The organism is Streptomyces sp. NPDC005262 (assembly GCF_042872425.1).
Classification (GTDB): Bacteria; Actinomycetota; Actinomycetes; order Streptomycetales; family Streptomycetaceae; genus Streptomyces.
Genome location: NZ_JBIAKK010000001.1, coordinates 299,878 through 326,211, shown reverse-complemented (window position 1 = coordinate 326,211; position 26,334 = coordinate 299,878). Strand labels below are relative to the sequence as shown.

The following is a 26,334-nucleotide window of genomic DNA, read 5'->3' as shown; positions in this document are numbered from 1 at the left end:
GCCCCGGGAATGTTGAGTGGGGGGCCACTGTTGTCGGTGACATCGGTACATCAACGTCGTATGTGGAGAGGGAGTCCGTCGCATGGGTTCGACCATCTGCCCGCGCCGCTCGAACGCCGCTGACCTGGAGTGGACGGTGCTGCACGCGGCGAAGACCACTCCCGAGCGGGCACTGAGCGGATCGGATCGACAGCCCGCGTCGAAGCAAGGTCGACTATTCTCCGATTCGAGCGGGTCCGGTTTCGGATCCGCCACAGCGTTGGAGGAGGTGGGTCCGGTCACCGGTACCGACACAGGGACCGACGACGGCCGCGCAGAGGAGACGACCGCCGAGCGCAACGCGCGCTTCGAGCGGGACGCCCTCGGTTTCCTCGACCAGATGTACTCGGCCGCGCTGCGCATGACGCGCAACCCCGCAGACGCCGAGGACCTGGTCCAGGAGACGTATGCGAAGGCGTACGGCTCCTTCCACCAGTTCCGCGAGGGTACGAACCTCAAGGCATGGATGTACCGCATCCTCACGAACACCTTCATCAATTCGTACCGCAAGAAGCAGCGCGAACCTCAGCGCAGTGCTGCCGAGGAGATCGAGGACTGGCAGCTGGCGCGCGCCGAGTCGCACATGTCGACAGGTCTGCGCTCCGCCGAGTCGCAGGCTCTCGACCACCTTCCGGACTCGGATGTGAAGTCCGCACTGCAGGCGATCCCCGAAGAGTTCCGCATCGCGGTTTATCTTGCGGATGTAGAGGGCTTTGCCTACAAGGAGATCGCGGACATCATGGGGACTCCCATCGGTACGGTGATGTCCCGACTGCACCGGGGCCGCCGCCAACTGCGCGGCATGCTGGAGGACTACGCCCGTGACCGCGGGCTCGTCCCGGCCGGTGCCGGAGAGTCGGACGATCGGAAAGGCTCGGGCTCATGAGCTGCGGAGAGCCGCACGAGACAGACTGCTCAGAGGTCCTCGATCATCTCTACGAGTTTCTCGACCATGAGATGCCCGACAGCGACTGCACCAAGTTCGAGGTGCACTTCGAGGAGTGCTCCCCGTGCCTGGAGAAGTACGGCCTGGAGCAGGCTGTGAAGAAGCTGGTGAAGCGCTGCTGCGGTCACGACGACGTGCCGAGTGATCTGCGCTCCAAGGTGATGGGCCGGATCGACCTGATCCGCTCGGGGCAGGCCGTGCCGGATCAGGACGTGGTGGCCGAGTCCCAGCTGCCGAGCGCCGCCAGCGAGTGACGGCCGGCAGGTGAGGGCCGGAGAGCGACGGGCGGCAGCCGCTGAGCAGCGGCACGCCCCGTAGCTCCCTTCTTTCCTCTGTACGTGTGGGGCGCGCCGCGACTGTCGCGGCGCGCCCCACACGTATCACCGGTACGGCGTACACATCACTCGAACTCACCCGAATGTGCTAATCGGGCTCATCGGCGCTCGATCAAGCGCCCAACTCGCTAGCCTGGCGCCTCCATTGACCATCGTTGGGGGGCGGGTGGGGCTGGTGAGAGCCACACCGTTAGCGGCGCGCGCGCACATTCTGGCCGCAGTGGTCTGTGCCACTCTCTGTGTGCTGCCCGCATTGCGTCCCGGTGCGGCGATCGCGTGGACCACCGTCGGACTGCTCACGGCGCTCTATCTGGCCTGCGAGCTTCCGGGCCGCTGCCGCTTCATCGGCAGCTCCGTGCCGATCAGTGCCGGATCGTTCTTCCCGCTGCTGCTCGCCGCCGCGTTCCTGCTGCCTCCGGCAGCCGCCGCGCTGGTCGCGATCCCCGGCTCGCTCGTCGGCCGGGTCGAGCACGCGCCGGCCACGGCCCGCCGCATCTGGCGTGCGGCCCAGCTCTCCCTCACCGTCTGGGCGGCGTCGCGCGTCCACGGTCTGCTCGGCGGTGGCGCCACGCTCGGCGGACCGGGTCCCGAACGGCTGCCCGACTTCCCGTACGCGCTGCTGCCTGCCTGCGCCGCCGCGCTGGCCTTCAGCCTCGTCCTGACCGCCCTGGACGGTTCGATCCTGGCCACGGCCGAACGGCTGCCGCTGCGACACGCCTGGAGCGGGCTCCTGCCGCGCTCGCTCGGACCGCACCTGGTGCACGGTCTGGCCGGGCTGATGATGGCCGTGCTGTGGCGCAGCTCGTACGGACCGGTGTCCGCGCTCTTCGTCCTGCTGCCGATGTACATCTCCTGCTGGATCTTCTCCCAGTACCACCGCGAGCACGCCGCGCACCGCGCCACCATCAGAGCGCTGGTGCAGGCCGTCGACATCAAGGACACGTACACCCGCGGGCACAGCGAGCGTGTGGGGCGGGCCTCCACGCTGATCGCCAGGGAACTCGGCATGGCGGAGGACCGTCTCGAAGCGCTCCGTTTTGCCGGGATCCTGCACGACGTCGGCAAGCTCTGCGTCCCGACCCGGGTGCTGCGCAAGGACGGGCCGCTCACCCCGGAGGAACGGCGCGTGATCGAACTGCATCCGGAGTACGGGCACGAGATCGTCAGGGGCATCGGCTTCCTGGGCGAGGCGCGTGCGGCGATCCTGCACCACCACGAGCGGCTCGACGGCAGCGGCTACCCGTACGGGCTCAGCGGGCGGGAGATCCCCGAGTTCGCGAGGGTCGTCGCGGTGGCCGACGCGTTCGACGCGATGACGTCGACACGGTCGTACCGGAGAGGGCGGCCGGTGCCGGCGGCGGTGGAGGAGCTGAAGCGGTGCGCGGGCACACAGTTCGATCCGCAGATGGTGCGGGCGCTGGCGCGGGGCCTGGACCGGCACGGGTGGTCGACGGCGTCGACGGCCGACGAGACGGTGTCGGTGCCGAGGGTGGGTGGCGGCGAGGGGACGGGGGCCGTCCGGAGGCCGGTCCCCCCGCGATCGCCTGACGGGCTCGAACCCGGTGCGGGCCGTGCGGTGCCCGGTGACGGGCTTGACGTGGCCGGCGGCCGAACCGTGGCCGCGGACGGGTCCGGGCTCGCCCCTGGCGCGCAGTCGTCCGTGGACCGGACCCGTTGAGTCGCGGTCGGGGCCGGACGCGGCTGCCCCCCGCTGTCCTGGCCGTCCGATGCGCCGCCGGTGCGCTCGCCGTCGCCGGGCTCGCCCACACCCTCTGGCACGGTCTCCACGAACCCGGGCTCGCCCTCGCCTTCGGGGTACTCATCACCGTCGGTGAGCTGGCCCGCTGGGGTGCGCTGCCCGGTGAGCGGGAGCCCGCGCCGATCGGCGCCGCCGGAGCGCTCGCGTACGCGCTTCTCGGCCGCAACGGCGGCGAGCCCACCAGTCACGGAGCTCTGCAGGTCATCGCCGTTCTCGTCGCGGCGCAGCTCGTTGCCGCCGTGCCCCATGTGGCCCGAGGCAGCGGGCCCACCGCCGATCAGGCCGCCCGGCGGATCGTCATCGTCTCCTTCGCCGCCGTCTGCTTCCAGCCGCTCCACAACTCCGGCCGGTCCGCCGTCTGGTTCGGCGACGGTCCGTACTTCGCGCTCTTCCTGCTCGTACTGCTCGTGCTCACCGCCCTGTGCGACGCCGTGCTCGGCGCCCTGCTGCTGCGGTCCGGTACTCCCTTCCCGTACGGGCCGCTGCTCCGTGACGAGCTGCGCGCCCTGCTGGGCATCGGTTCGGCGGTCTGCGCCACCGGGGCGGTGATGGCCCTGGGGGTCTCTGTCGCCGGCCTGTGGGCGCTGCCCGTGCTCTGCGTACCGCTGCTGCTGACGCAGGTGTCGTTCCGCCGGTTCGTCGCGGTGCGCACCACCTACCGGCAGACCATCACCTCGCTCGCCCGGTCCACCGAGATCGCCGGCTACACACCCCACGGGCATGCACGCAGGGTGGCGATGCTCTGCACGGCCGTCGGCCGCGAGCTGGGGCTCTCCGGGGCCGAGCTGACCGTGCTGGAGTACGCGGCCCTGATGCACGACATCGGACAGCTCTCCCTCGTCGATCCGGTGCCCGACGGGGCGACCGCCCCGCTGCCGGCCGCCGAGCAGCGCCGGATCGCGCTGCTGGGCGGGGCCGTCGTCCGGCAGACCGGGGTGGACACCGAGATCGCCGTCGTGGTGGAGCGGCAGGCCGACCCGTATCGCGAGCAGCCGCTGCCCGCCCGGATCGTCCGGGCGGTCAACGCATACGACGACCTGTGCGGGGAAGGTCTCAGCGGGCCGCTCGACGCACTGGAACAGCTCAGGCTCGGCACCGGCCACGACTATCAGCCGGAGGTCGTGGAATCGCTCGCGCGCGTGCTGGCCAGGGGCGGTCTGACCCCCGTCCTGCCTGGGTAACCCATGGGTAATGAGCGGGCGTCCGGCCGGGCATGGTTGGATGCGAAGAAGACCGGAAAACGAGGGTGTCCGAGTCGGGACAGGCGGGAATCGTGAAGATCTTCGGGAAGGTACGGCATCGGCCCTCCGCCTCTTGGCGGCAGGCCACGGACCGCGCGTTCACGCTGATCGGCGACGGCCGGTACGAGGACGCTGGTGCACTGCTGACAAGGGCGGCGGACCTGGAGCCCTGGCTCTCCGAGTCGTGGTTCAACCTGGCGCTGCTGCACAAGTTCCGGCACGACTGGGAGCAGGCGAGGGCGGCCGGCCTACGGGCCGTGGCGCTGCTCGACAAGGAGTCCGGCGCCCCGGACTGGTGGAACGTCGGGATCGCCGCCACCGCGCTGCAGGACTGGCCACTGGCCCGTCGCGCCTGGCAGGCCTACGGCCTGAAGGTACCCGGCAGCGGCCAGCACACCGCGGCGGCCAACAGCGAGCCGGCCGGCATGGAGCTCGGCAGCGCGGCCGTACGGCTGTCGCCCGAGGGCGAGGCCGAGGTCGTCTGGGGCCGCAGGCTGGACCCGGCGCGGATGGAGGTGCTGTCGATCCCGCTGCCGTCCTCCGGGCGGCGCTGGGGCGAGGTCGTCCTGCACGACGGGGTGCCGCACGGCGAGCGGGTGACCGCGGCCGGCCCCTCGTATCCCGTCTTCGACGAGATCGAGCTGTGGGCGCCGTCCCCCGTACCCACCTGGGTGGTGCTTCTCGAAGCCGCCACGGAGGACGACCGGGACGCCCTGGAGCAGCTGGCTTCCGATGCCGGGTTCGCCGCCGAGGACTGGTCGTCGTCCGTACGGCTGCTCTGCCGGGCCTGTTCGGAGAGCCGGATGGAGAGCGACGAGGGCGACGGTGAGCACCTCGACCCGCACGACCACAGTGAGCCCGGCCATCCGGGCCCGCTGGGCCACCGGACCGCCGGTGAGCTGTGGGTGCCCGAGCGCGAGTGCGGGATAGCGGCGCCGGCGGGGCTGGTGCGCGGACTGCTGGACGGCTGGGTGGCGGACAGCCCGGACAGCCGTGAGTGGCGGGATCTGGAAGAAGTCTGCTGAGCCGTGCGTCCGCGGCCCGGCCGTTACGCTGTACCGGCATCGATTCGGGTTTTGAGGAAGGCGTGCGGCGGACATGGCGCAGCAGGAGACGGACGAGCAGATCAGCGTCGACGACGAAGGATTCGTCGTGGACACCGAGGACTGTGAGGCGCGTGAGGCGGCGTACCGAGAGCGTGGCACCTCTCGGCCGATCACGGTCGTGGGCAACCCGGTGCTCCACAAGGAGTGCCAGGACGTCACCGAGTTCGGCGACGAGCTGGCCCAGCTGATCGACGACATGTTCGCCAGCCAGAGGACGGCTGAGGGCGTGGGCCTGGCCGCCAACCAGATCGGCGTGGACCTCAAGGTCTTCGTCTACGACTGCCCGGACGACGACGGTGTGCGGCACGTGGGCGTCGTCTGCAACCCGGTGCTGGACGAGCTGCCGCCCGAGGAACGTGTCCTCGACGACTCCAACGAGGGCTGCCTCTCGGTCCCGACGGCGTACGCCTCGCTGGCCCGCCCGGACTACGCGGTGGTGCGCGGACAGGACGCCAAGGGAAATCCGATCAAGGTCCGCGGCGACGGTTACTTCGCGCGCTGCCTTCAGCACGAGACGGACCACCTGTACGGGTACCTGTACATCGACCGGCTCTCGAAGCGCGACCGCAAGGACGCGCTGAAGCAGATGGCGGAGAACACGCCGCGCTACGAGACCGTGCCGAACGACTGACGTTCCGGAATCCGCAGGGCAGGCCCGGTCCGGTCGGGGCCCAACTGCGGTATCCGGTCATAGACGTGGAAGGGCCCCACGCGCCGGCGATCGGATGATCCGGCGGGCGGGGCCCCGTTCGGTGCGGCGTCGGGTGGGTTGCACCGTCAGCCGGGTCGCATCGGGCGGACGGTGCCTTCAGCCGGACCTCGTCAGGCGGCGCGCGCCGTCAGCCGGGTCGCTCCCGTCGTCTGCACCGCGGCGCCGTCCGACGCCCGCTCGGTCAGATGCAGCTGCGAGATCGCGTTGCGCAGCGTCAGCGCACCCGCCCCGGTGTCCAGCTGCCAGCGCTGCGTACGTGCCGTCGTCGAGCAGTTCGCGAGCGACAGCTCCGCCCCCACCTCCAGCGGCGCGCCCAGATACTTCTTGCCGCGCACCGCGTCCAGGCACTGACCGTTCTCCGTGGACCGCACCGTGTAGTACCCGTCGGCGGTCGCCGTCAGCGCCCAGGAGGCCGCGCTGTCCTTGACCAGGGACACGCCCGCGTCCGCCGCCGGGGCCAGCGCCTTCGCGCCCGTGGTCAGCCGGTAGGTACCGTCGGCGAGCGGTGTGCGGTCGGTGTTCTCCCAGCCCGGCGCGTGACCGATCTTCCGGGCGAGCGCCTCGAAACCGGCGTACGTCGGGCTTGGCTTCGGGCCGCCCCAGGTTGCCTGCGCCACGAAGCGCAGCGGCATGAAGACCTTCGCCTCCACCTCGTTCTCCGTCTCGGCCGCCGCACTGTCCGGCCACAGGCTGATCTTCGCGCCGGTGAGGTTCGCCGCTCCCTGGGGCAGCGTCTGACCCTCGAAGCTCAACGGCGTCCAGTCGCTCTCGTACAGCTTCTGGGTCTGCATCGTGAAGCCGCCGCGCACCAGGTAGAGGGAGTAGGCGGAGTTCATGACCGGGGGGCCCTCGGCGAGCAGTGAGGACGGCTGCTGGATGGAGCCGCCGCCCAGCCAGTGCTCGACGGTGATGTCACGGTCCAGCGGGACGACGGCGTTCTTGCCGACGAGCCCGTCGTTCCAGATCCGCAGCGACCTGCCGTCCGCCTTCACATGCGCGTTGACCTGGTTGATGAAGTCGGTGAAGAGATCGTCGGGGGTGGCCGACGCACCGAACTTCGTGCGTGCCGCGGCCTGCAGCTGGGGGTAGTCCGGGTAGGAGGAGCCGATCATGTACTCGTCGGCGCCCATGTGCCAGTAGCGGCTGTCCCAGACCTTCAGCGCCTCGTCGACCATCGAGGTGTAGTACGCCAGCGCCTCGGGTCGGGAGATGTCGAGCCGGGGCGGGGAGGCGACGCCGTTCCGGTCCTTGAGCTGGAGCTCCGGGTGGTTCTCCAGGTAGGTGTCCATGTGGCCGGGGGAGTTGATCTCCGGCACGAGCTCGATGTGGTATTTCCTGGCCATCGCGACCAGCGTGCGGACCTGCGGCTTGGTGTAGTAGCCCCAGAACGCCGACGCCGGGTCGGTGTCGCTCCTGACCTTGGCCTCGATCCAGAGCTGGTTGAGCTTCTGCGACGCCATGTCCTTCATCAGCCGCTCGAACCACTGTGTCGATATGTTGATGTAGCAGGCGCAGACCCCCACTCCGCGCTCGCGGTACGCGGGTACATCGGTGGCCGAACCACGCGCGGCACGGCCGTCGTCGTTCAGCAGCTGGAGAACGGTGCGGGTGCCGTAGAACACGCCGGTGGGGGTCGCGGCGGTGACAGTGATGCGGGAGCCGACCGTGAGCCGGTAACCTTCCGCGCCCAACGCGCCCTTCTCGGAGGGGTCCTGGCGCAGGACGATGTCCCCGGAGTGGGCCGCGCGGCTCCGCGACACCGACGCCTTGCCGTTCAGTTCGCCGGCGAATCGGCCTGCGTCTGCGGCCGTACGACTGTCCCGCACCCCGTCCAGCACGATCCTGGCACGATCGGTGAGCGTGAACTCGCCTTGACCGCCTTGCCATTCGCGGAGCGCGGGCAGCACCTCGGGCGGGGGAGCGGCGGCCGAGCCGCCCTCGGCCGCCGCGCTCTGCCAGGGCAGCAGCGCGGCGGCGAGCGCCGTCACCACGGCTCCGATGGTCCTTCGTCTTGCCATCCGCATGTCCATGCGCCCGACCCTTGCGGGTGGTGGGGTCCGTGGTCCATGGACTGATGCGGAAAATGGTTGGACGAATGGTCGGAGGTCAGGCCCGATGTGGATCAGGCGGCGTCGGAGACGGACATCGGGCCACGGAACGTGCGACGGTATGAATTCGGAGTGGTTCCGAGGGACTTGACGAACTGATGGCGCAACGCGGCGGCGTTCCCGAAACCGGTCCAGCTTGCGATCGCATCCATCGTTTCATCGGAGGTCTCCAGCAAGTGCTGTGCCAGCAGGACTCGTTGTCGTAGCAGCCAGCGGTACGGGGTGGTGCCCGTCTCCTGCTGGAAGCGGCGCGCGAAGGTGCGCGGTGACATGTGCGCCTGCGCGGCGAGCTGCTCGACGGTCATCTCCTGATCGAGATGACGCTCCATCCAGGCGAGCGTCCCGCCGACCGTGTCGCACGCGGTGCGGGGCAGCGGGCGCTTGATGTACTGCGCCTGGCCGCCGTCCCGGTGCGGCGGCACCACCATGCGGCGGGCGATGGCGTTGGCGACATCGGGGCCGTGGGCCTGACGGACCAGGTGCAGACAGGCATCGATCCCGGCGGCGGTGCCCGCCGAGGTGATGACCGGCCCCTCGTCCACGTACAGCACGTCCGGCTCGACGACGGCTCGCGGGAAGCGGCGGGCCAGCTCGGCGGCGTGGCGCCAGTGGGTGGTGCAGCGACGGCCGTCCAGCAGTCCGGCCGCGCCGAGGACGTACGCACCGGAGCAGACGCTCAGCACGCGCGCGCCGCGGTCCACCGCGCGGCGCAGTGCGTCCAGGACCTCCTCGGGGTACTCCCGGTCCATGAAGTGGCTGCCGGCCGGTACGGCGACGAGGTCGGCCTCCTCCAGCCGGTCGAGTCCGTGCGGTGTGCTGATGGTGAATCCGGCATGGGTCTGCAGCACCGGGCCTTCCGCGGAGACCACCGCGAAATCGTGGACCGGCAGACCCTCGTCGCTGCGGTCGAGGCCGAACACCTCGCACAGCACGCCGAGTTCGAAGGGGTGGACCTCGTCGAGCAGGAGAGCGGCGACATTCTTCAGCATGCCGTCAGTGTGGCAGCAATTCGATGCTGTGTGGCAGTCCTGCCACTGCCGAAATATGGCCGCGCGGACGACAGTAGAGGCATGAACACATTCATGAACTTCCTGGCCGTAGTGGTACTTTTCGCTCTCGTCCTGCTGCCCGCGCTCATCGGGCTCGCGCGGGAGCGCCGGATCGACCGTGAGCTGCGCGCCGCAGAGCACGAACGGCGGGCGGAGCCCCCGGAAACGGCAGGCGCCGCGCAGCCGGTCACGGCCACGCGGCGCCCGTACCCCAGGGTGGGGGCCAGGGTCTAGAAGTCGTCGTCGAAGGCGACCGAGCCCTCCACCGCCACCTGGTACGCCGACGGGCGGCGCTCGAAGAAGTTCGTCAGCTCCTGAACACCCTGCAACTCCATGAACGAGAACGGGTTCTCGGAGCCGTAGACCGTCGGGAAGCCGAGCCGGGCGAGCCGCTGGTCGGCCACGCACTGCAGGTACTCGCGCATCGACTCGGTGTTCATGCCGGGCAGTCCGTCGCCGCACAGGTCCCGGCCGAACTGCAGCTCCGCGTCGACGGCCTCCTTCAGCATGTCGGTGACCTGCTGCTGGAGTTCGTCGTCGAAGAGGTCCGGCTCCTCCTTGCGGACGGTGTCCACGACCTCGAACGCGAAGTTCATGTGCATCGTTTCGTCACGGAAGACCCAGTTGGTCCCCGTGGCGAGACCGTGCAGCAGGCCGCGCGAGCGGAACCAGTAGACGTACGCGAACGCGCCGTAGAAGAACAGCCCCTCGATGCACGCCGCGAAGCAGATGAGGTTGAGCAGGAAGCGACGGCGGTCGGCCTTCGTCTCCAGCCGCTCGATCTTCTCCACCGAGTCCATCCACTTGAAGCAGAACTGCGCCTTCTCGCGGATGGACGGGATCTCCTCGACCGCGTCGAACGCTGCCGCGCGGTCGTCCGGGTCGGGCAGATACGTGTCGAGCAGAGTCAGATAGAACTGGACGTGCACGGCCTCCTCGAAGAGCTGCCGCGACAGATACAGCCGCGCCTCGGGGGAGTTGATGTGCTTGTACAGCGTCAGGACGAGGTTGTTCGACACGATCGAGTCGCCGGTCGCGAAGAATGCGACGAGCCGGCCGATCATGTGCTGCTCGCCGGGGGACAGCTTGGCGAGGTCGGCCACGTCGGAGTGGAGGTCGACCTCCTCGACCGTCCAGGTGTTCTTGATCGCATCGCGGTAGCGCTCGTAGAAGTCCGGGTAGCGCATGGGCCGCAGGGTCAGTTCGAAGCCCGGGTCGAGCAGGTTCTTCTCGGTGGTGCTCATTACTGGCAGGCCTCGCAGGACTCAGGGTTTTCGAGGGAGCAGGCGATCGCGTCCGCGTCGGGAGCCGCTGCCTGCTGCACGGGAATGGGGGCGGCGGCCGCGGCCTGGCCGGATGCCGCGCGGGCGATCCGGGTCGCCGGGCGCGAGCGCAGGTAGTACGTCGTCTTCAGCCCCTGCTTCCAGGCGTACGCGTACATCGAGGAGAGCTTGCCGATCGTCGGCGTCTCCAGGAACAGGTTCAGCGACTGGCTCTGGTCGAGGAACGGCGTACGCGCCGCCGCCATGTCGATCAGTCCGCGCTGCGGGATCTCCCACGCCGTGCGGTACAACGCCCTCACGTCCTCCGGGATCCAGGCGAACCCCTGCACCGAGCCGCTCGCCTCGCGCAGCGCCTCACGGGTCCGCGCGTCCCACACGCCGAGCTTCTTCAGCTCGTCCACCAGATACGCGTTGACCTGGAGGAACTCACCGCTGAGCGTCTCGCGCTTGAAGAGGTTGGAGACCTGCGGTTCGATGCACTCGTACACCCCGGCGATCGAGGCGATCGTGGCCGTCGGCGCGATGGCCAGCAGCAGCGAGTTGCGCATACCGGTCTTCGCGATCCGGGCGCGCAGCGCGTCCCAGCGCTCCGGCCAGGTCAGCTCGGTGGTGTAGTGGTCGGGGTGCAGCACACCGCGGGCGGCGCGCGTCTCGGACCAGGCGGGCAGCGGACCGGACCGCTCGGCGAGGTCGCAGGACGCCTCGTACGCGGCGAGCATGATCCGCTCGGAGATCTTCGTGGAGAGCGCGCGGGCCTCTGGGGAGTCGAACGGCAGCCGCAGCCGGAAGAAGACGTCCTGGAGCCCCATCGCGCCCAGACCCACCGGGCGCCAGCGGGCGTTGGACCGGCCGGCCTGCTCGGTCGGGTAGAAGTTGATGTCGACGACCCGGTCGAGGAAGGTCACGGCGGTACGGACGGTGGAGTCCAGCCGCTCCCAGTCGATCTCACCGTCGGCCACGAACGCCCCGAGATTGACCGAACCGAGGTTGCAGACGGCCGTCTCGCCGTCGTCGGTGACTTCGAGGATCTCGGTGCACAGGTTCGACGAGTGGACGACGCGGCCCGGCTCGGCGGTCTGGTTCGCGGTCCGGTTGGAGGCGTCCTTGAAGGTCATCCAGCCCTGGCCGGTCTGCGCGAGGGTCCGCATCATCCGGCCGTACAGCTCACGCGCGGGCATCGACTTGCGGGCCAGGCCCTTGGCCTCGGCGGCCCGGTACGCGGCGTCGAACTCGTCGCCCCACAGATCGACCAGCTCGGGCACGTCGGCGGGCGAGAACAGCGACCAGTCGCCGTCCGTGTCGACGCGGCGCATGAACTCGTCCGGGATCCAGTGCGCCAGGTTGAGGTTGTGCGTACGCCGCTGGTCCTCACCCGTGTTGTCGCGCAGCTCCAGGAACTCCTCGATGTCCGCGTGCCACGTCTCCAGGTAGACGGCGGCGGCGCCCTTGCGGCGGCCGCCCTGGTTCACCGCGGCGACCGAGGCGTCGAGTGTCTTGAGGAACGGCACGATGCCGTTGGAGTGCCCGTTGGTGCCGCGGATCAGTGAACCGCGGGCGCGGATCCGGGAGTACGAGAGGCCGATGCCGCCCGCGTGCTTGGAGAGCCGTGCCACCTGGTGGTAGCGGTCGTAGATCGAGTCGAGCTCGTCCAGCGGCGAGTCCAGCAGATAGCAGGAGGACATCTGCGGGTGCCGGGTGCCGGAGTTGAAGAGCGTGGGGGAGGAAGGGAGGTAGTCGAGGCGGCTCATCAGGCCGTACAGCGAGGCGACCTCGTCCAGTGCGCGCGCCGAGTCGTTCTCGGCGAGACCGGCCGCGACCCGCAGCATGAAGTGCTGGGGCGTCTCGATGACCTGACGGGTGTGCGGGTGGCGCAGCAGATAGCGGCTGTGCAGCGTCCGCAGCCCGAAGTAGCCGAACCGGTCGTCGGCGCCGTCGGCGAGCGACTGCTCGACCAGCGCGTCGAGCCGGGCCGCGTGGAGCGCGACGAACGCGGCCGTGCGGTCCGCGATCAGACCCTCGTGGTGGCCGACGGCGACCGAGGCGGAGAAGGACACCGCGCCCTGACCGGCCGCCTCGTCCGCGATGGTGCGGGTGAGGAGGCGGGCGGCGAGCCGGGAGTACGCGGGGTCCTCGGAGATCAGACCCGCGGCGGCCTCGGTGGCCAGCGAACGGAGCTCTGCTTCGTCCGACCGGGCGTTGCGGCCGCGCAGTGCGGCGGCGGCGACGCGACCGGGGTCGGTGTCGGGCAGATCGACGGTGAGGTCGGTCAGGGTCCGCAGCAGTGCGGTCCCGGGCCCGTCGTTCGTGGTTCCCGTGGACTCGGCGACTGAAGCCGGATCGGCTGGCGCGATGGTCATGTGGTGCTCTCCCTCGCTCGGCTCGGGGCCGGGCGGGGAGCGGGGGCAGCCGGGCAGAGGCGTGCCCGGGAAAGGGGACAGCACTCCGTGCGGCGTCCACCGGCCCATCCGCGAGGCCCGGACGTCTGGGCGTCCGGATCGGTCGAGCCGGACGCGCTGTCGGCAGGTCCTCGGACTTACAGGGTGCGCAAAAGTACACCGATCACACCGTTGCGGGACAGTTCCGGATTCCCACCGGATTTCCCTGCGGCGACAGCGAGCACGAGCATACATGTGGGGGCCGCCCGTTGAGGCAGCCCCCACATGTTGTGTCGTTCGGGGTTCACAGGGTGAGGCTGTAAGTGAGCAGCTGGAGACCTGGAACGGGATACCAGTCGCGCTCCGGAGTCCGTACGAAGCCCAGGCGCCCGTAGATCCGGTGGGCGGCGAGCATGGTCGACTGCGTCGACAGGACGAGCCTCACGACGCCGTCGGTACCCCGTGCGCGGTCGATACAGGCCCGTACGAGCGCCTCGCCCGCCCCGAGGCCACGCGCCTCCCGCGCGACGGCGAGCATCCGGAATTCGGCCTCGCCGGGGCCGGCGATGTCGGCCCACGGGTTGCCGGGCGGTGCGTATGTCACGCCGCCCAGTACCCGGCCGTCGGCGCCGACCGCGACGAGCACGTCGGCCTCGGCGGCACGGCGCGGCACGTCGCGGAGTTGCCCGAGATACGGGTCGTCGGCACCGAGGTCGAGCAGGCCTTCGTCGAGGTACGCGTACGCGGTGATCTCGCCGAGGAGGTGGTGTTCGGTGGGGTCGACGGGCCTGATCGCTATGTCCATGGCGGCAGTGTGCCGTACGGGGGCGGGGCCCCGGGGGCAGCTGCCCCCGGTGGGCCAGGGTGCCGCCCCTGTCAGAAACCTGTGTGGCCCGGCCGGCGACGGATCTTTCCTCCGTCGCCGGCCGGGCCACATTTTCGACCGGCGTGCAGGCCTAGTTGGTCGACGGGCTCGTGTCGGGGGAGGAGGCCGGCTCAGGCCTGGCCAACGGGAGTTCGACCTTCACGCCCGGGTCGCCCGCGTCCGCCGTGTAGTCGGCCGGTGACGTCTCGTCGATTCCGGCCGGGGCCTTCACCGCGTTCAGGACGAACGTCAGCACCACCGTCACCACCACGTTCAGCACGAACGCGGTCAGGCCGATGTAGCCGATCTCGCCGATCCCCGGGATCTCCTTCGATGAGCCGCCGAAGTGCGCCTGGGTCGGGCTCGCCACACCGTACGCGGCGAGCGTGCCGTAGAGCATGCCGACCGCCCAGCCGGCGAGCAGCGCCCAGCGGTGGAACCACCGGGTGAACAGGCCGCCGACCAGTGCCGGGAACGTCTGCAGGATCCAGATCCCGCCCAGGAGCTGGAAGTTGATCGCGACCGTCTTGTCCATCGTGAGGACGAAGACGAGCGCACCGACCTTCACCAGCAGCGACACCAGCTTGGAGACCTTCGTCTCCTGGGCCGGCGTCGCGTCGGGCTTCAGGAAGTCCTTGTAGATGTTCCGGGTGAAGAGGTTGGCGGCGGCGATCGACATGATCGCGGCGGGCACCAGTGCGCCGATACCGATCGCGGCGAACGCCACCCCGGCGAACCAGTCGGGGAACATGTTCTCGAACAGCTGCGGGATCGCCAGCTGCCCGTTCTGCACCTTGACCCCGGCGGCGATCGCCATGAAGCCGAGCAGCGCCAGCAGGCCCAGCATCAGCGAGTACAGCGGCAGGATCGTGGTGTTGCGCCGGATCACGTCACGGCTGCGGCTGGAGAGCGTCGCCGTGATCGAGTGCGGGTACATGAAGAGCGCGAGCGCCGAACCCAGGGCCAGAGTGGCGTAGCCCCATTGGCCCGCCTCGCCCGGTGCGAGCGCTCCGCGTGGGGCGCCGGTTGCCGGGTTCTTCTGCGAGAACGCCTCGCCGGCCTTGGCGAAGATGTCGTCGAAACCGCCCAGCTTGATCGGGATGTAGATGATCGCCACCGCGATGACCAGGTAGATCAGGCCGTCCTTGACGAACGCGATCAGCGCGGGGGCCCGCAGCCCGGAGGAGTACGTGTACGCGGCGAGCACCGCGAACGCGATCAGCAGCGGCAGGTCCTTGACGAACCAGTGCGTGGTCTCGCCGCCGCCGACCCCCATCACGTCCAGCACCGCCTGGATACCGACGAGCTGGAGCGCGATGTACGGCATCGTGGCGAGGATGCCGGTGACGGCGACCGCCAGCGAGAGCCCCTTCGATCCGAAGCGGCCGCGGACGAAGTCCGAGGTGGTGACGTACCCGTGCTTGTGCGACACCGACCACAGCCGCGGCAGGAAGGTGAAGATCAGCGGGTACACGAGGATGGTGTAGGGGACCGCGAAGAAGCCCGCCGCGCCCGCCGCGTAGATCGCGGCAGGGACGGCGACGAAGGTGTACGCGGTGTACAGGTCGCCGCCGAGCAGGAACCAGGTGACCCAGGTGCCGAACGACCGTCCGCCCAGCCCCCATTCGTCGAGGCTGGCCTCGTTCTCGGCCTTGCGCCAGCGCGCGGCCATGAAACCGATGACCGTGACGGCCAGGAAGAAGAAGATGAAGACGCCGAGCGCGACGCCGTTCACGCCGTCCTTCATGCGGAAGCACCCCCCTTGCGGGAGCGCTGGTCACGCTGCCACAGCTTGTACGCGACCATCGTGAGCGCGGTGGAGATCAGGACCCAGAGCATCTGGTACCAGTAGAAGAACGGAATGCCGATGAAGGCCGGGTCCACCTTCGCGTACGAACCCACCCAGAGCATCGCCACGAACGGCGCGATGAGACAGAGGGCGATGACCACCCTCATAGGTGTGACCGTTGGTGGTTTCGTATCTGTTTCTTCTGGCATATGGCGACTCCGTCCCCTCGCTGACCACCTGTTGTAATGCGCAGGAAATCTAGGGGAGAGTTCCGGCCAGCGTCACCCCCTGTCCGCATTTCGGTCCGGCAACGGTGTGCCGGGGCCGGGGAAGAGGATGCCGCTCAAGGGGCTCATTCCTGATATTCCGTCCGCATTCGGGCGGTCGGCCGGTCAGGAGGCGGGACCCGTCGTCTCAGTCGGTCGGCCGCTTCAGACGCGCCACGAATTTGTAACGGTCGCCGCGGTACACCGACCGCACCCACTCCACCGGTTCGCCCTGTCCGTCCAGGGAGTGACGCGACAGCATCAGCATCGGCAGGCCCACGTCCGTACCGAGCAGTCCGGCCTCTCGCGGGGTGGCGAGCGAGGTCTCGATGGTCTCCTCGGCCTCGGCCAGCCGGACGTCGTACACCTCGGCCAGCGCTGTGTACAGCGAGGTGTACTTCACGAGTGAACGGCGCAGTGCGGGGAAGCGTTTCGCCGACAGATGGGTGGTCTCGATCGCCATCGGCTCGCCGCTGGCCAGGCGCAGCCGCTCGATCCGCAGCACCCGGCCGCCGGTGGTGATGTCGAGCAGCCCGGCGAGGGTGTCGTCGGCCGTGACGTAGCCGATGTCCAGCAGCTGCGACGTCGGCTCCAGCCCCTGGGCGCGCATGTCCTCCGTGTACGAGGTCAGTTGAAGGGCCTGCGAGACCTTCGGCTTGGCCACGAACGTGCCCTTGCCCTGGATGCGTTCCAGCCGGCCCTCGACGACCAGTTCCTGGAGCGCTTGGCGCACGGTCGTGCGCGAGGTGTCGAACTCGGCGGCCAGGGTCCGCTCCGGCGGCACGGGGGTGCCGGGCGGCATGGTGTCCGTCATGTCGAGGAGATGGCGCTTGAGGCGGTAGTACTTCGGCACGCGGGCGGTACGCGTGGCCGCACCGGTGCCCGCGCCCGTCTCGTTCTCCGAACTGCCCCCGTCGGCACCCATCGCCCGCCTTCCCGACTGCTGCGCTGCTGCCGTCACCGGCTCCTCCATCTGTCGCGGCTCACATGGTGGCACGGTCCGGTCACGGCTCGTCGCCCTCCCTCAGGTGTCGGTCCTATAACGGACGCGAGTGCACTTCTTATACACCCTTGACACCCCTAAAGGTCTAGGCCAAGCTCCCGGTACTGGTCTAAACCATTAAAGACCAGGTCCCAGCCCCACGGGCAGTACCCGTCGTATGCGGTTGTGCGGCGGAGGGCGTTCTCGGGTGGTGGGGGGAATTCTCTTGCATCCCTGAGGAGGGTGTCGTGAAGCGCGGACTCATCGCGGCCATTGGTGTCGTAGCTCTCATGGCCGGTGCCACTGCCTGTGGCTCGGACGACGGCAAGGGCGACAGTGGCAAGAAGACCGGCCCCGACAGCTACAAGGGCCAGACGCTGACCGTCTGGGCCATGGACGGCTCCACGCCTCCCGGCTGGACCAAGGACCTGACCGCGGCCTTCAAGAAGAAGACCGGCGCCACGCTGAAGTTCCAGACCCAGAAGTGGGACGGCATCCAGCAGAAGATCACGACGGCCCTCTCCGAGTCGACCCCGCCGGACGTCATCGAGGTCGGCAACACCCAGACCCCCGCGTACGCGGCCACCGGTGGCCTCGCCGACCTGAGCGACCTCAAGCAGGAGATCGGCGGCGACTGGGTCGACGCGCTCAACAAGTCCTCGGTCTTCGACGGCAAGCAGTACGCCGCCCCGTGGTACTTCGCCAACCGCGTCGTCATCTACAACAAGAAGGTCTGGGCCGACGCCGGCATCAAGGACACCCCGAAGACGCGCGACGACTTCTTCAAGGACCTCGACGCCATCAAGAAGAAGGGCAAGGCCGAGCCGATCTACATGCCCGGCCAGAACTGGTACTTCTTCGACGGTCTGACCATCGGTCAGGGCGCGGACCTCGTGAAGAAGGAAGGCGACAAGTACGTCTCCAACCTCTCCGACCCCAAGGTCGCCGCGGCCATGGAGCTCTACAAGAAGTACCAGTCCTACTCCAAGGCCCCCAAGGACAAGGACGAGGCGACCCCGCAGCAGGCCGAGGTCTTCGCCAAGGGCAACGTCGGTGCCTTCATCGGCATGGGCTGGGAGGCCGGCACGGCCGTCGCGGCAAACAAGAAGATCGAGGGCGACATCGGCTACTTCACCATCCCGGGTGAGACCGCCGAGAAGCCCGAGGGCGTCTTCCTCGGTGGCTCCAACTTCGCGGTCGCCGCGGGCAGCAAGAAGCAGGACCTCGCCAAGGAGTTCCTGAAGCTCGCCCTGTCCGACCAGTTCGAGGGCCAGCTGGCCAAGGAGAACGGCGTCATCCCGAACAAGGAGTCGCTCAACTCCAACCTGACCGGCAACGGCGCCGCCGAGGCCGCGGCCCCGGCCGCCGTCGGCGGTGGCACCACCCCGCTCATCCCCGAGTGGGCCGCAGTCGAGAACGCGCCGAACCCGATCAAGAGCTACATGACGGCGGTTCTGAACGGCAAGTCCCCGGCCGACGCCGCCAAGGCCGTCGAGTCGGAGATCAACAAGCGTCTCTCGCAGACGAGCTGACCGCACGCGCCGGGGGGCGGCCAACGGCCGCCCCCCGGCGCTCCCGCGTGACTCGACGTACGGCCCGAGAAGAGATGGCGAGCATGTCAGTGCAGACCGAACAAGTGGACTCGGTCCCGGCAGCCGGCGTCCGCAAGGATGACGCGCCTCCCGGCGGCCCTGCCGCATCGAGCAAGAAGCGGGTCGGTGGCCCGGCCCCGTACCTGCTCCTCCTGCCCGCACTGCTCGCCACAGCGGTGCTCCTGGGCTATCCGCTGGTCAAGAACGGCATGCTGTCGTTCCAGAACCTCAACCCGCGCCAGCTGATCCTCCACCTGACGGAGTGGAACGGCTTCGACAACTACAGCGAAGTCCTCGGCAGTTCGGAGTTCTGGAAGGTCGTCGAGCGTTCGATCTTCTTCACCGCCGCCAACGTTGTCCTGATCATGGTGCTCGGTACCCTGATCGGCCTGCTGCTCGCGCGCCTCGGCAAGAAGATGCGGCTGCTGCTCATGCTGGGCCTCGTGCTCGCCTGGGCCATGCCGCTCATCGCCGCGACCACGGTCTACCAGTGGCTGTTCGCCCAGCGCTTCGGTGTCGTCAACTACGTGCTCGACAGCCTCGGCTGGCACTCCATGGCCGACTACAACTGGACGAGTACCCAGTTCTCCACCTTCTCGCTGGTCACCCTGGTGATCGTCTGGATGTCCATCCCGTTCGTGGCGATCAACCTGTACGCCGCGTCGACGACGATCCCCAAGGAGCTGTACGAGGCCGCGTCGCTCGACGGCGCCGGAGCGTGGAAGAGCTTCACCTCGGTGACGCTCCCGTTCCTCAAGCCGTTCCTGATGGCCACCACGTTCCTCGAAGTCATCTGGGTCTTCAAGTCCTTCGCCCAGCTCTTCGCGATCAACGGCGGCGGCCCGGACCGGCTCACCGAGACCCTGCCCGTCTACGCCTTCGTCGAAGGTGTCGGCAACCAGCACTTCGGCAAGGGTTCGGCCATCTCGTTCCTGACGATCATCGTCCTGCTGGCGATGACCGGCTACTACCTGCGCACCGTACTCAAGCAAGAGGAGGACGAGCTGTGAGGCGCTCACTGATCGGCCGGATCTGGCCCAACGCGACAGCAGTCGTCCTCTTCATAGGCTTCGCCTTCCCCGTCTACTGGATGTTCAGTACGGCCTTCAAGCCGACCGGCGACATCATCACCGACACCCCGGTGTGGTTCCCCACCGACATCACCTTCGACCACTTCGAGAAGGCCGTCGCGGCCGACCACTTCTGGACCCTGGTCCGCAACTCGTTCACCGTCACCGTGCTCTCCGTGGCCGCCTCGCTGCTGATCGCGCTGCTGGCGTCCTTCGCGATGGCGCGCATGCGTTTCAAGGGCCGGCGCGGCATCCTGCTGACCTTCATGATCGCGCAGATGGCACCGTGGGAAGTCATGGTCATCGCGATCTACATGCTGGTCCGCGACGCGGACATGCTGAACAGCCTGGTCCCGCTGACGATCTTCTACATGATGATGGTCCTGCCCTTCACCATCCTGACGCTGCGCGGCTACGTGGCCTCGGTGCCGAGGGAGCTGGAGGAGTCCGCGATGGTCGACGGCTGCACCCGCCCGCAGGCCTTCATGAAGGTGATCCTGCCGCTGCTCGGCCCCGGCCTGATGGCGACCTCGCTCTTCGGCTTCATCACCGCCTGGAACGAATTCCCGCTCGTCCTCATCCTCAACAAGGACATCGAGTCGCAGACCCTGCCGCTCTGGCTCTCCCAGTTCCAGACCGCGTTCGGTGACGACTGGGGGGCGACCATGGCCGCCTCCTCGCTCTTCGCCGTACCGATCCTGATCCTCTTCATCTACTTGCAGCGCAAGGCCGTCAGCGGTCTTACCGACGGCGCAGTGAAGGGATAACGCCGGCCCATGACCACCTTCACCTCCACCACGGACACCATCACGCGCGACGCTCTCGCCGTCCTGCAGCCCGGGTTCAGCGGTACCACCGCCCCTGACTGGCTGCTGCGCCGCGTCGGTGAAGGCCTCTCCTCCGTCGGCCTGTTCGGCCGCAACATCGAGACGCCGGAACAGCTCGCCGCGCTCACCGCCCAGCTCAGGGCCGAGCGGGACGACGTGCTCGTCGCGATCGACGAGGAGGGCGGTGATGTCACCCGACTGGAGGTGCGTCATGGCTCGTCCTTCCCCGGCAACCTCGCCCTCGGGGCCGTCGACGACCCGGAGCTGACCCGCGCTGTCGCTCAGGAGCTGGGCCGCCGGCTCGCCGAGTGCGGCGTCAACCTCAACTGGGCGCCGTCCGCCGACGTCAACTCGAACCCGGACAACCCGGTCATCGGCGTACGGTCCTTCGGAGCGGACCCGCACCTCGTCGCCCGGCACACCGCCGCGTACATCGAGGGTCTCCAGGCCGCCGGGGTCGCCGCCTGCACCAAGCACTTCCCGGGACATGGCGACACCGCCGTCGACTCGCACCATGCGCTGCCCCGCATCGATGTGGATCTCGACACCCTGCACGCCCGTGAGCTGGTGCCTTTCCGGGCGGCGATCGCAGCGGGTTCCAAATCGGTGATGAGCGCGCATATCCTGCTGCCCGCGCTCGACCCGGACCGCCCGGCGACCCTGAGCCCGCAGATCCTCACGGGTCTGCTGCGCAACGAGTTGGGCTACGACGGCCTGATCGTCACCGACGGCATGGAGATGCAGGCCATCTCCGCGACCTACGGAATCGAACGCGGCTCCGTCCTCGCGATCGCCGCGGGCGCCGACGCGATCTGTGTCGGCGGCGGGCTGGAGGACGAAGCCACCGTGCTGCGGCTGCGCGACGCGCTGGTCGCGGCGGTACGGACCGGCGAACTGCCCGAGGAGCGGCTGGCCGACGCGGCGGCACGGGTACGTGCCCTCGCGTCCTGGACGCGGCGGGCCCGGGGGGCTGTCCCGGAGCCGGGCGCGGCAACGCAGGAGGGGACCGCGCCCGGCACCGGTATCGCGTCCGACATCGGCCTGGTCGCCGCGCGTCGCGCGCTGCAGCTGACCGGCGCCGCCGATCCGATCACCGAGCCGGCGTACGTGGCCGCGTTCACCCCCGTCGCGAACATAGCGGTCGGTGACGAGACCCCGTGGGGCGTCGCGGCCGAACTGGCCCGGGTCCTGCCCGGAACCACGACCGAGACGTACAGCGGCGAGACCGAGGAGCCGGCGGCCTCGGTGATGCGGGCCGCGGGAGACCGGCGCATCGTCGCGGTCGTCCGTGACGCCCACCGGCACGCGTGGATGCGCGAGGCACTCACCGCGCTGCTGGCGGAGCGCCCCGACACGGTGGTGGTCGAGATGGGCGTACCGCAGGCGGAGCCGCGGGGGGCGCTGTACATAGCGACCCACGGAGCCGCACGGGTCTGCGGAGTCGCAGCAGCGGAAGCCATCACGGGAGCACCCGACCCCACCGTGTCCGGCGACTGAGCCGAGCACGTCCGGGTTCGAGCGGACGGAAGGGCCGGGACACCGCCACGGTGTCCCGGCCCTTCCGTGTCCGGAGACCTGAGGCTTCTCGTCCGGATCCTGCCGGGTTCGCGGCCTGATCCGGACGAAAGAACCTAGATCCCCTGCCACCGCGGCTTCGCCGCGTACGTGGCGCGGAAGTAGTCCGCCAGCTTCAGCTTCGACGCCGCCGCCTCGTCCACCACCACCGTCGCATGCGGATGCAGCTGCAGCGCCGACGCCGGGACGAACGACGCCACCGGTCCCTCGACGGTCAGTGCCACCGCCTCGGCCTTGCCCTCGCCCGTGGCCAGCAGGATCGGGTGGCGGGATTCCAGAATGGTGCCGATGCCCTGGGTGATGACGTGGTGCGGCACCTGGCTGATGTCGTTGTCGAAGAAGCGCGCGTTGTCGATCCGGGTCTGCTCGGTCAGCGTCTTGATCCGGGTGCGGGACGCGAGCGAGGAGCACGGCTCGTTGAAGCCGATGTGGCCGTCGGTGCCGATGCCGAGCAGCTGCAGGTCCACCCCGCCGGCTGCGGCGAGCGCCTTGTCGTACGCCTCGCAGGCGGCCTGCACGTCCTCGGCGGAGCCGTCGGGGCCCATGAAGGACGCCTCGGACAGGCCGAGCGGTTCGACGACCTCGCGCAGCACCACCGAGCGGTACGACTCGGGGTGGCCGGCCGGGAGTCCGACGTACTCGTCGAGCTGGCAGATGCGGGCGCGCGAGGCGTCCACCTCGCCGGAGCGGACCTTGGCGGTCAGTGCCTGGTAGATGGGCAGCGGGGTCGAACCGGTGGCAACGCCGAGAAGTGCGTCGGGCTTGCGGCTGAGCAGGGAGCCGATGGCCCCCGCGATGAGCTCGCCGCCTGCCTTGGCGTCCGGGACGATGACAACTTCCACGCGGGGCCTGCCGATCTGAGGAGGTGATGACATGTGGTATAGACCAATCGAGGTCTAATCTAGCAGAGCCGGACCACCCTGCGGTGACGTCCGGATGCCGTTCGTGCGCTGTCCTGCGGCGGCCCGCTGGCGGCCCCCGGCTTTCCCGTGGTCGACTTGGTCGGACCGCCGCTCCGGACGCACCGAGACCCTCTGGGAGGCACCCGACATGTCCGCCATGTTTCCGGCCGAAGAGGGCGAGCGGCCGGGCCGCATCATGTCCGGCGAGATGGCCGAGCAGCCCGAGGTGCTGCGGCGCATCCTCGACCGCGGAGCCCCGGAGATCCGGGCGGTGGCCGCCGAGATCGCGGCGAAGAACCCGCGCTTCGTCCTCCTCACCGCCCGCGGTACGTCGGACAACGCGGCGCTGTACGCCAAGTACCTGCTGGAGATCCGGCTCGGTCTGCCCTGCGGTCTGGCGTCGATGTCGACCACCACGGCGTACGGCGCCGAGCCGGACCTGCGGGACGTCCTCGTCATCACCGTCAGCCAGTCCGGCGGCTCGCCCGACCTGGTGGCCTCCACCCGGGCGGCCCGTGAGGCCGGCGCGATCACCCTGGCCGTCACCAACAACCCGGACTCACCGCTCGCCGCCGTCTCCGAGCACCACATCGACATCCTGGCGGGCCCGGAGAAGGCCCTCCCGGCGACCAAGACGTACACCGCCTCCCTGCTGTCCCTCTATCTCTTCGTCGAAGGACTGCGCGGCGGGGACGGTGCCGCCGCCGCGATCCTGCCGGAGCTGGCCGAAGCGGTTCTGGCCCGCAAGGACGAGATCAAGGCCCTGGCGTCGCGTTACCGCTTCGCCGAGCGCATGGTCATCACCTCGCGCGGATACGGCTACCCCACGGCCAAGGAAGCCGCACTGAAGCTGATGGAGACGAGCTACATCCCCGCGCTCTCCTATTCCGGCGCCGATCTGCTGCACGGCCCGCTCGCCATGGTCGACAACATCTCCCCGGTGATCGCCGTGGTCACCGACGGCCGGGGCGGCGAGGCCCTCCAGCCGGTCCTGGACCGACTGCGCGGCCGTGGTGCGGACCTCTTCGTGGTCGGTCCGAAAGCCCAGGTGGAGGCGGCGTCCGCGGGCTTCGTGCTGCCGACGGCAGGGGTCGCCGAGGAGGTTCAGCCGATCCTGGAGATCCTGCCGCTGCAGTTGCTGGCGTACGAGGTGACGATCGCCCGCGGCCAGGACCCGGACGCGCCCCGCGCACTGGCCAAGGTCACCGAGACCCGCTGAAACAGGGGGCGGCCCGCAGAAACACCCGCGGGCCGCGGCGCCAGGACGGGACCCTCAGCCCGTCCGGCACCGCAGCCCGGAGTTGCTCGGCCGGCGGTGTGCGGTGCCCCCGGCCGGGGAGAGGTGCCGTCGCAGTCAGGGCAGAGAGCGCGGCCACCTCGATCCGCTCTCCTGTGCGGGGAGAGCGGAAGCTCTGTCTTCAGCATTGTGGACTAGACCATTCACCTGTGTCCATCCGTCGGAGCGCGGCAATTTCCGGCCCCTTCCCCCTTGCACGCACAGGCCGGTCGTTCGGTTCGGAACCAGTGCGTATCCACAGGTACGCTCGCAGACGTGCCCTCCATGAACGACCTCGTCCGCCAGCACACAGCCCTGAGCGACACCGACCTCGAGTGGCTGCATCTGCTGGTCTCGGAGTGGCAGCTGCTCTCCGACCTGTCCTTCGCCGACCTGGTCCTGTGGGTCCCCACCCGCGACGGAACCCGCTATGTGTCGGTCGCCCAGATGCGGCCCAACACCGGTCCCACCTCCTACCAGGACGACATGGTGGGCCACCTGGTGCCGCGCGGCCGCCGTCCGCTGCTGGACGCGGCGCTGGACGAGGGCCGGATCGTGCGCGAGGGCGACCCGGAGTGGCGCGAGGAGGTGCCGGTACGGGTCGAGTCCATCCCCGTGCGCCGTGAGGGCAGGGTCCTCGGCGTGATCGCCCGGAACACCAACCTCCTGACCGTCCGCACCCCGTCCCGACTGGAGCTCACCTACCTCCAGTCGGCCTCGGACCTGGCCCAGATGATCGCTGCCGGATCCTTCCCGTTCCCCGGCCAGCAGGTCGACATGGACGCGTCGCCGCGCGTCGGCGACGGGCTGATCAGGCTCGATGCCGACGGCGTCGTCCAGTACGCCAGCCCCAACGGCCTCTCCGCGTACCACCGTCTCGGTCTCGCCTCCGACCTGGTCGGACACCACCTCGGCAAGACCACCGCCGAACTCGCCCCGTCCCGCGGCCCGGTGGACGAGGCCCTGGTCAAGGTGGCCAGTGGCTACGCGCCCCGCGAGTTCGAGGTCGAGTGCGCGGGCGGCGTGATCCAGCTCCGGGCGATCCCGCTGAAGCCCAAGGGCGTCCGTATCGGCTCCCTGGTCCTGCTCCGCGACGTGACCGAACTGCGCCGCCGCGAGCGTGAGTTGATCACGAAGGACGCCACCATCCGGGAGATCCACCACCGGGTGAAGAACAACCTCCAGACCGTGGCCGCCCTGTTGCGTCTGCAGGCCCGGCGGATGGATTCCGAGCAGGGCCGCGAGGCCCTCAACGAGGCGGTACGGCGCGTCGGTTCGATCGCCATCGTCCATGAGACGCTGTCCCAGAATCTGGACGAGCGGGTCGAGTTCGACGAGATCGCCGACCGGGTCATCGCGATGGTGGCGGAGATCTCGCCGGGCAAGGTCACCTGCCGTCGCACGGGCCGTTTCGGCATCCTCGACGCGGAAGTGGCCACTCCGCTGGCCATGGTGCTCACCGAGGTGCTGCAGAACGCGCTGGAGCACGCGTTCACCGTCGCCCAGACCGGCACGGTGGAGGTCTCCGCGGTGCGCGGCGGCTCCCCGGCCGAGGGCCGGTTGCTGATCACCGTCCAGGACGACGGGTGCGGGCTGCCCGAGGGGTTCGACCCGCAGCGCGCCGGCAACCTGGGGCTGCAGATCGTAAGGACGCTGGTGGAGGGCGAGTTGAGCGGATCGTTCGGCATGGTCCCGGCTCCCGGGCGAGGCACCCAGGTGGTCCTCGACATCCCGGTCAGCGCGGAGAAGTAGCCGCAGCTGTTCCCCTCGGGGGAACAGCAGTGAGCCCGGGCCGTTGTTGACGGTCCGGGCTCACTGGTCATGCGTGCGCTTCGGGGGTACTGCGCGCTGCGACTCGGGGGGCGGGTTGGTGCGTACGCTCTGTACGCGCCGCCTGACTGAGGCTCGTAGCGGTGGCGTCGGATCAGGCGCTGGCGTTACGCGCCCGGTTGCGAGCGGCGCGGCGCTTCATTGCGCGGCGCTCGTCCTCGCTGAGGCCACCCCAGACGCCGGAGTCCTGGCCGGACTCGAGCGCCCACTGCAGGCACTGCTCCATGACGGGGCAGCGACGGCAGACGGCCTTGGCTTCCTCGATCTGCAGCAGCGCAGGACCGGTGTTGCCGATGGGGAAGAACAGCTCGGGGTCTTCCTCACGACAAACGGCGTTGTGACGCCAGTCCATGGCTGCTACCTCTCCTTGGTATTGCATACTGTTGCTTGTGAATGTGAACGCTTTC

General features: G+C 69.3%; 23 protein-coding genes and 1 riboswitch. Of the genes, 13 read left to right on the top strand and 10 right to left on the bottom strand.

The features are described 5' to 3' along the window. Positions 1-268 precede the first annotated feature (268 nt). The 6 genes from ACFYP5_RS01370 to def all read left to right on the top strand — a co-directional run bounded on the left by ACFYP5_RS01370 (position 269) and on the right by def (position 6,057). Positions 269-925, top strand: a complete 657-nt coding sequence (locus ACFYP5_RS01370) for a sigma-70 family RNA polymerase sigma factor (protein WP_030915605.1) — start codon at positions 269-271, stop codon at positions 923-925. Next, on the top strand, positions 922-1,239 hold the full coding sequence (gene rsrA / locus ACFYP5_RS01365) for a mycothiol system anti-sigma-R factor (RefSeq protein ID WP_389029001.1): 318 nt from the start codon (positions 922-924) through the stop codon (positions 1,237-1,239). The genes ACFYP5_RS01370 and rsrA overlap by 4 nt, the downstream gene beginning before the upstream one ends. A 256-nt stretch (positions 1,240-1,495) precedes the next feature. After that, entirely contained in the window at positions 1,496-2,998 is a 1,503-nt protein-coding gene (locus tag ACFYP5_RS01360; RefSeq protein WP_389028998.1) for an HD-GYP domain-containing protein, read from the top strand. After that, positions 2,995-4,260: an HD-GYP domain-containing protein gene (locus ACFYP5_RS01355; RefSeq protein ID WP_389028995.1), complete on the top strand. Its 1,266-nt coding sequence runs from the start codon at positions 2,995-2,997 to the stop codon at positions 4,258-4,260. The genes ACFYP5_RS01360 and ACFYP5_RS01355 overlap by 4 nt, the downstream gene beginning before the upstream one ends. Before the next feature lie 92 nt (positions 4,261-4,352). Then, positions 4,353-5,345, top strand: coding sequence for a hypothetical protein (locus ACFYP5_RS01350; protein ID WP_030969778.1), 993 nt, complete (start codon positions 4,353-4,355; stop codon positions 5,343-5,345). 73 nt (positions 5,346-5,418) lie between these two features. Continuing rightward, on the top strand, positions 5,419-6,057 hold the full coding sequence (gene def / locus ACFYP5_RS01345) for a peptide deformylase (RefSeq protein WP_389028992.1): 639 nt from the start codon (positions 5,419-5,421) through the stop codon (positions 6,055-6,057). A gap of 191 nt (positions 6,058-6,248) precedes the next feature. On the opposite strand, the gene ACFYP5_RS01340 is transcribed toward def, so the two are convergent. Beyond that, positions 6,249-8,162 carry a family 20 glycosylhydrolase gene (locus ACFYP5_RS01340; RefSeq protein ID WP_389030679.1) on the bottom strand — a complete coding sequence of 638 codons (1,914 nt, stop codon included), beginning with the start codon at positions 8,160-8,162 and terminating at the stop codon, positions 6,249-6,251. A gap of 98 nt (positions 8,163-8,260) precedes the next feature. Further along, a complete protein-coding gene (locus tag ACFYP5_RS01335) occupies positions 8,261-9,235 on the bottom strand; it encodes a GlxA family transcriptional regulator (RefSeq protein WP_389028989.1) in 975 nt (324 codons plus the stop codon). An 81-nt stretch (positions 9,236-9,316) separates the two neighbouring features. Here ACFYP5_RS01335 and ACFYP5_RS01330 point away from each other — a divergent pair, with 81 nt between their 5' ends. Continuing rightward, positions 9,317-9,529, top strand: a complete 213-nt coding sequence (locus tag ACFYP5_RS01330; protein ID WP_389028987.1) for a hypothetical protein — start codon at positions 9,317-9,319, stop codon at positions 9,527-9,529. On the opposite strand, the gene ACFYP5_RS01325 is transcribed toward ACFYP5_RS01330, so the two are convergent. The 6 genes from ACFYP5_RS01325 to ACFYP5_RS01300 all read right to left on the bottom strand — a co-directional run bounded on the left by ACFYP5_RS01325 (position 9,526) and on the right by ACFYP5_RS01300 (position 16,798). Then, on the bottom strand, positions 9,526-10,539 hold the full coding sequence (locus tag ACFYP5_RS01325; protein WP_389028984.1) for a ribonucleotide-diphosphate reductase subunit beta: 1,014 nt from the start codon (positions 10,537-10,539) through the stop codon (positions 9,526-9,528). The genes ACFYP5_RS01330 and ACFYP5_RS01325 overlap by 4 nt on opposite strands. Further along, the gene (locus tag ACFYP5_RS01320) at positions 10,539-12,935 is read right to left on the bottom strand and encodes a ribonucleoside-diphosphate reductase subunit alpha (protein ID WP_389028982.1); all 2,397 of its coding nucleotides are present in this window, start codon (positions 12,933-12,935) and stop codon (positions 10,539-10,541) included. The genes ACFYP5_RS01325 and ACFYP5_RS01320 overlap by 1 nt, the downstream gene beginning before the upstream one ends. A gap of 143 nt (positions 12,936-13,078) precedes the next feature. Next, a riboswitch (cobalamin riboswitch) is annotated at positions 13,079-13,217 on the bottom strand. 40 nt (positions 13,218-13,257) lie between these two features. After that, positions 13,258-13,758 carry a GNAT family N-acetyltransferase gene (locus ACFYP5_RS01315; RefSeq protein ID WP_389028980.1) on the bottom strand — a complete coding sequence of 167 codons (501 nt, stop codon included), beginning with the start codon at positions 13,756-13,758 and terminating at the stop codon, positions 13,258-13,260. Positions 13,759-13,909: 151 nt separating this feature from the next. After that, entirely contained in the window at positions 13,910-15,565 is a 1,656-nt protein-coding gene (mctP, locus tag ACFYP5_RS01310) for a monocarboxylate uptake permease MctP (RefSeq protein WP_389028977.1), read from the bottom strand. After that, on the bottom strand, positions 15,562-15,816 hold the full coding sequence (locus ACFYP5_RS01305; RefSeq protein WP_389028974.1) for a DUF3311 domain-containing protein: 255 nt from the start codon (positions 15,814-15,816) through the stop codon (positions 15,562-15,564). Before ACFYP5_RS01305 ends, mctP begins: the two co-directional genes overlap by 4 nt. Positions 15,817-16,021: 205 nt before the next feature. Continuing rightward, complete coding sequence (locus tag ACFYP5_RS01300) at positions 16,022-16,798, bottom strand: GntR family transcriptional regulator (RefSeq protein ID WP_030969792.1); 777 nt, start codon at positions 16,796-16,798, stop codon at positions 16,022-16,024. Positions 16,799-17,103: 305 nt separating this feature from the next. Between ACFYP5_RS01300 and ACFYP5_RS01295 the strand changes: the two genes are divergently transcribed. The 4 genes from ACFYP5_RS01295 (at position 17,104) to ACFYP5_RS01280 (ending at position 21,841) form a co-directional block, all read left to right on the top strand. Continuing rightward, complete coding sequence (locus ACFYP5_RS01295; RefSeq protein ID WP_389028971.1) at positions 17,104-18,387, top strand: extracellular solute-binding protein; 1,284 nt, start codon at positions 17,104-17,106, stop codon at positions 18,385-18,387. Positions 18,388-18,470: 83 nt separating this feature from the next. Beyond that, positions 18,471-19,457, top strand: a complete 987-nt coding sequence (locus ACFYP5_RS01290; protein ID WP_389028968.1) for a carbohydrate ABC transporter permease — start codon at positions 18,471-18,473, stop codon at positions 19,455-19,457. After that, positions 19,454-20,284: a carbohydrate ABC transporter permease gene (locus ACFYP5_RS01285; RefSeq protein WP_326605711.1), complete on the top strand. Its 831-nt coding sequence runs from the start codon at positions 19,454-19,456 to the stop codon at positions 20,282-20,284. The genes ACFYP5_RS01290 and ACFYP5_RS01285 overlap by 4 nt, the downstream gene beginning before the upstream one ends. A gap of 9 nt (positions 20,285-20,293) precedes the next feature. Then, positions 20,294-21,841, top strand: coding sequence for a glycoside hydrolase family 3 protein (locus ACFYP5_RS01280; RefSeq protein WP_389028965.1), 1,548 nt, complete (start codon positions 20,294-20,296; stop codon positions 21,839-21,841). Positions 21,842-21,975: 134 nt separating this feature from the next. Here the strand turns inward: ACFYP5_RS01280 and nagB are convergent, their stop codons facing one another. Next, on the bottom strand, positions 21,976-22,761 hold the full coding sequence (gene nagB / locus ACFYP5_RS01275; protein WP_389028962.1) for a glucosamine-6-phosphate deaminase: 786 nt from the start codon (positions 22,759-22,761) through the stop codon (positions 21,976-21,978). A 208-nt stretch (positions 22,762-22,969) separates the two neighbouring features. Here nagB and ACFYP5_RS01270 point away from each other — a divergent pair, with 208 nt between their 5' ends. After that, on the top strand, positions 22,970-24,040 hold the full coding sequence (locus tag ACFYP5_RS01270) for an SIS domain-containing protein (protein WP_389028959.1): 1,071 nt from the start codon (positions 22,970-22,972) through the stop codon (positions 24,038-24,040). A gap of 342 nt (positions 24,041-24,382) precedes the next feature. Next, positions 24,383-25,849 (top strand): PAS domain-containing sensor histidine kinase, encoded by a 1,467-nt coding sequence (locus ACFYP5_RS01265; RefSeq protein ID WP_327129182.1) that lies wholly within the window; start codon positions 24,383-24,385, stop codon positions 25,847-25,849. 172 nt (positions 25,850-26,021) lie between these two features. Here the strand turns inward: ACFYP5_RS01265 and ACFYP5_RS01260 are convergent, their stop codons facing one another. Beyond that, positions 26,022-26,279 carry a WhiB family transcriptional regulator gene (locus ACFYP5_RS01260; RefSeq protein ID WP_003953983.1) on the bottom strand — a complete coding sequence of 86 codons (258 nt, stop codon included), beginning with the start codon at positions 26,277-26,279 and terminating at the stop codon, positions 26,022-26,024. Between the last annotated feature and the right edge of the window lie 55 nt (positions 26,280-26,334).

Excerpts from the sequence above, each read along its gene's own strand:
- rsrA (WP_389029001.1), top strand. The coding sequence starts at position 922 with ATGAGCTGCGGAGAGCCGCACGAGACAGACTGCTCAGAGGTCCTCGAT.
- def (WP_389028992.1), top strand. The coding sequence starts at position 5,419 with ATGGCGCAGCAGGAGACGGACGAGCAGATCAGCGTCGACGACGAAGGA.
- ACFYP5_RS01340 (WP_389030679.1), bottom strand. The coding sequence starts at position 8,162 with ATGCGGATGGCAAGACGAAGGACCATCGGAGCCGTGGTGACGGCGCTC.
- ACFYP5_RS01335 (WP_389028989.1), bottom strand. The coding sequence starts at position 9,235 with ATGCTGAAGAATGTCGCCGCTCTCCTGCTCGACGAGGTCCACCCCTTC.
- ACFYP5_RS01330 (WP_389028987.1), top strand. The coding sequence starts at position 9,317 with ATGAACACATTCATGAACTTCCTGGCCGTAGTGGTACTTTTCGCTCTC.
- ACFYP5_RS01325 (WP_389028984.1), bottom strand. The coding sequence starts at position 10,539 with ATGAGCACCACCGAGAAGAACCTGCTCGACCCGGGCTTCGAACTGACC.
- ACFYP5_RS01320 (WP_389028982.1), bottom strand. The coding sequence starts at position 12,935 with ATGACCATCGCGCCAGCCGATCCGGCTTCAGTCGCCGAGTCCACGGGA.
- ACFYP5_RS01315 (WP_389028980.1), bottom strand. The coding sequence starts at position 13,758 with ATGGACATAGCGATCAGGCCCGTCGACCCCACCGAACACCACCTCCTC.
- mctP (WP_389028977.1), bottom strand. The coding sequence starts at position 15,565 with ATGAAGGACGGCGTGAACGGCGTCGCGCTCGGCGTCTTCATCTTCTTC.
- ACFYP5_RS01305 (WP_389028974.1), bottom strand. The coding sequence starts at position 15,816 with ATGCCAGAAGAAACAGATACGAAACCACCAACGGTCACACCTATGAGG.
- ACFYP5_RS01300 (WP_030969792.1), bottom strand. The coding sequence starts at position 16,798 with ATGGGTGCCGACGGGGGCAGTTCGGAGAACGAGACGGGCGCGGGCACC.
- ACFYP5_RS01290 (WP_389028968.1), top strand. The coding sequence starts at position 18,471 with ATGTCAGTGCAGACCGAACAAGTGGACTCGGTCCCGGCAGCCGGCGTC.
- ACFYP5_RS01280 (WP_389028965.1), top strand. The coding sequence starts at position 20,294 with ATGACCACCTTCACCTCCACCACGGACACCATCACGCGCGACGCTCTC.
- ACFYP5_RS01270 (WP_389028959.1), top strand. The coding sequence starts at position 22,970 with ATGTCCGCCATGTTTCCGGCCGAAGAGGGCGAGCGGCCGGGCCGCATC.
- ACFYP5_RS01265 (WP_327129182.1), top strand. The coding sequence starts at position 24,383 with ATGAACGACCTCGTCCGCCAGCACACAGCCCTGAGCGACACCGACCTC.
- ACFYP5_RS01260 (WP_003953983.1), bottom strand. The coding sequence starts at position 26,279 with ATGGACTGGCGTCACAACGCCGTTTGTCGTGAGGAAGACCCCGAGCTG.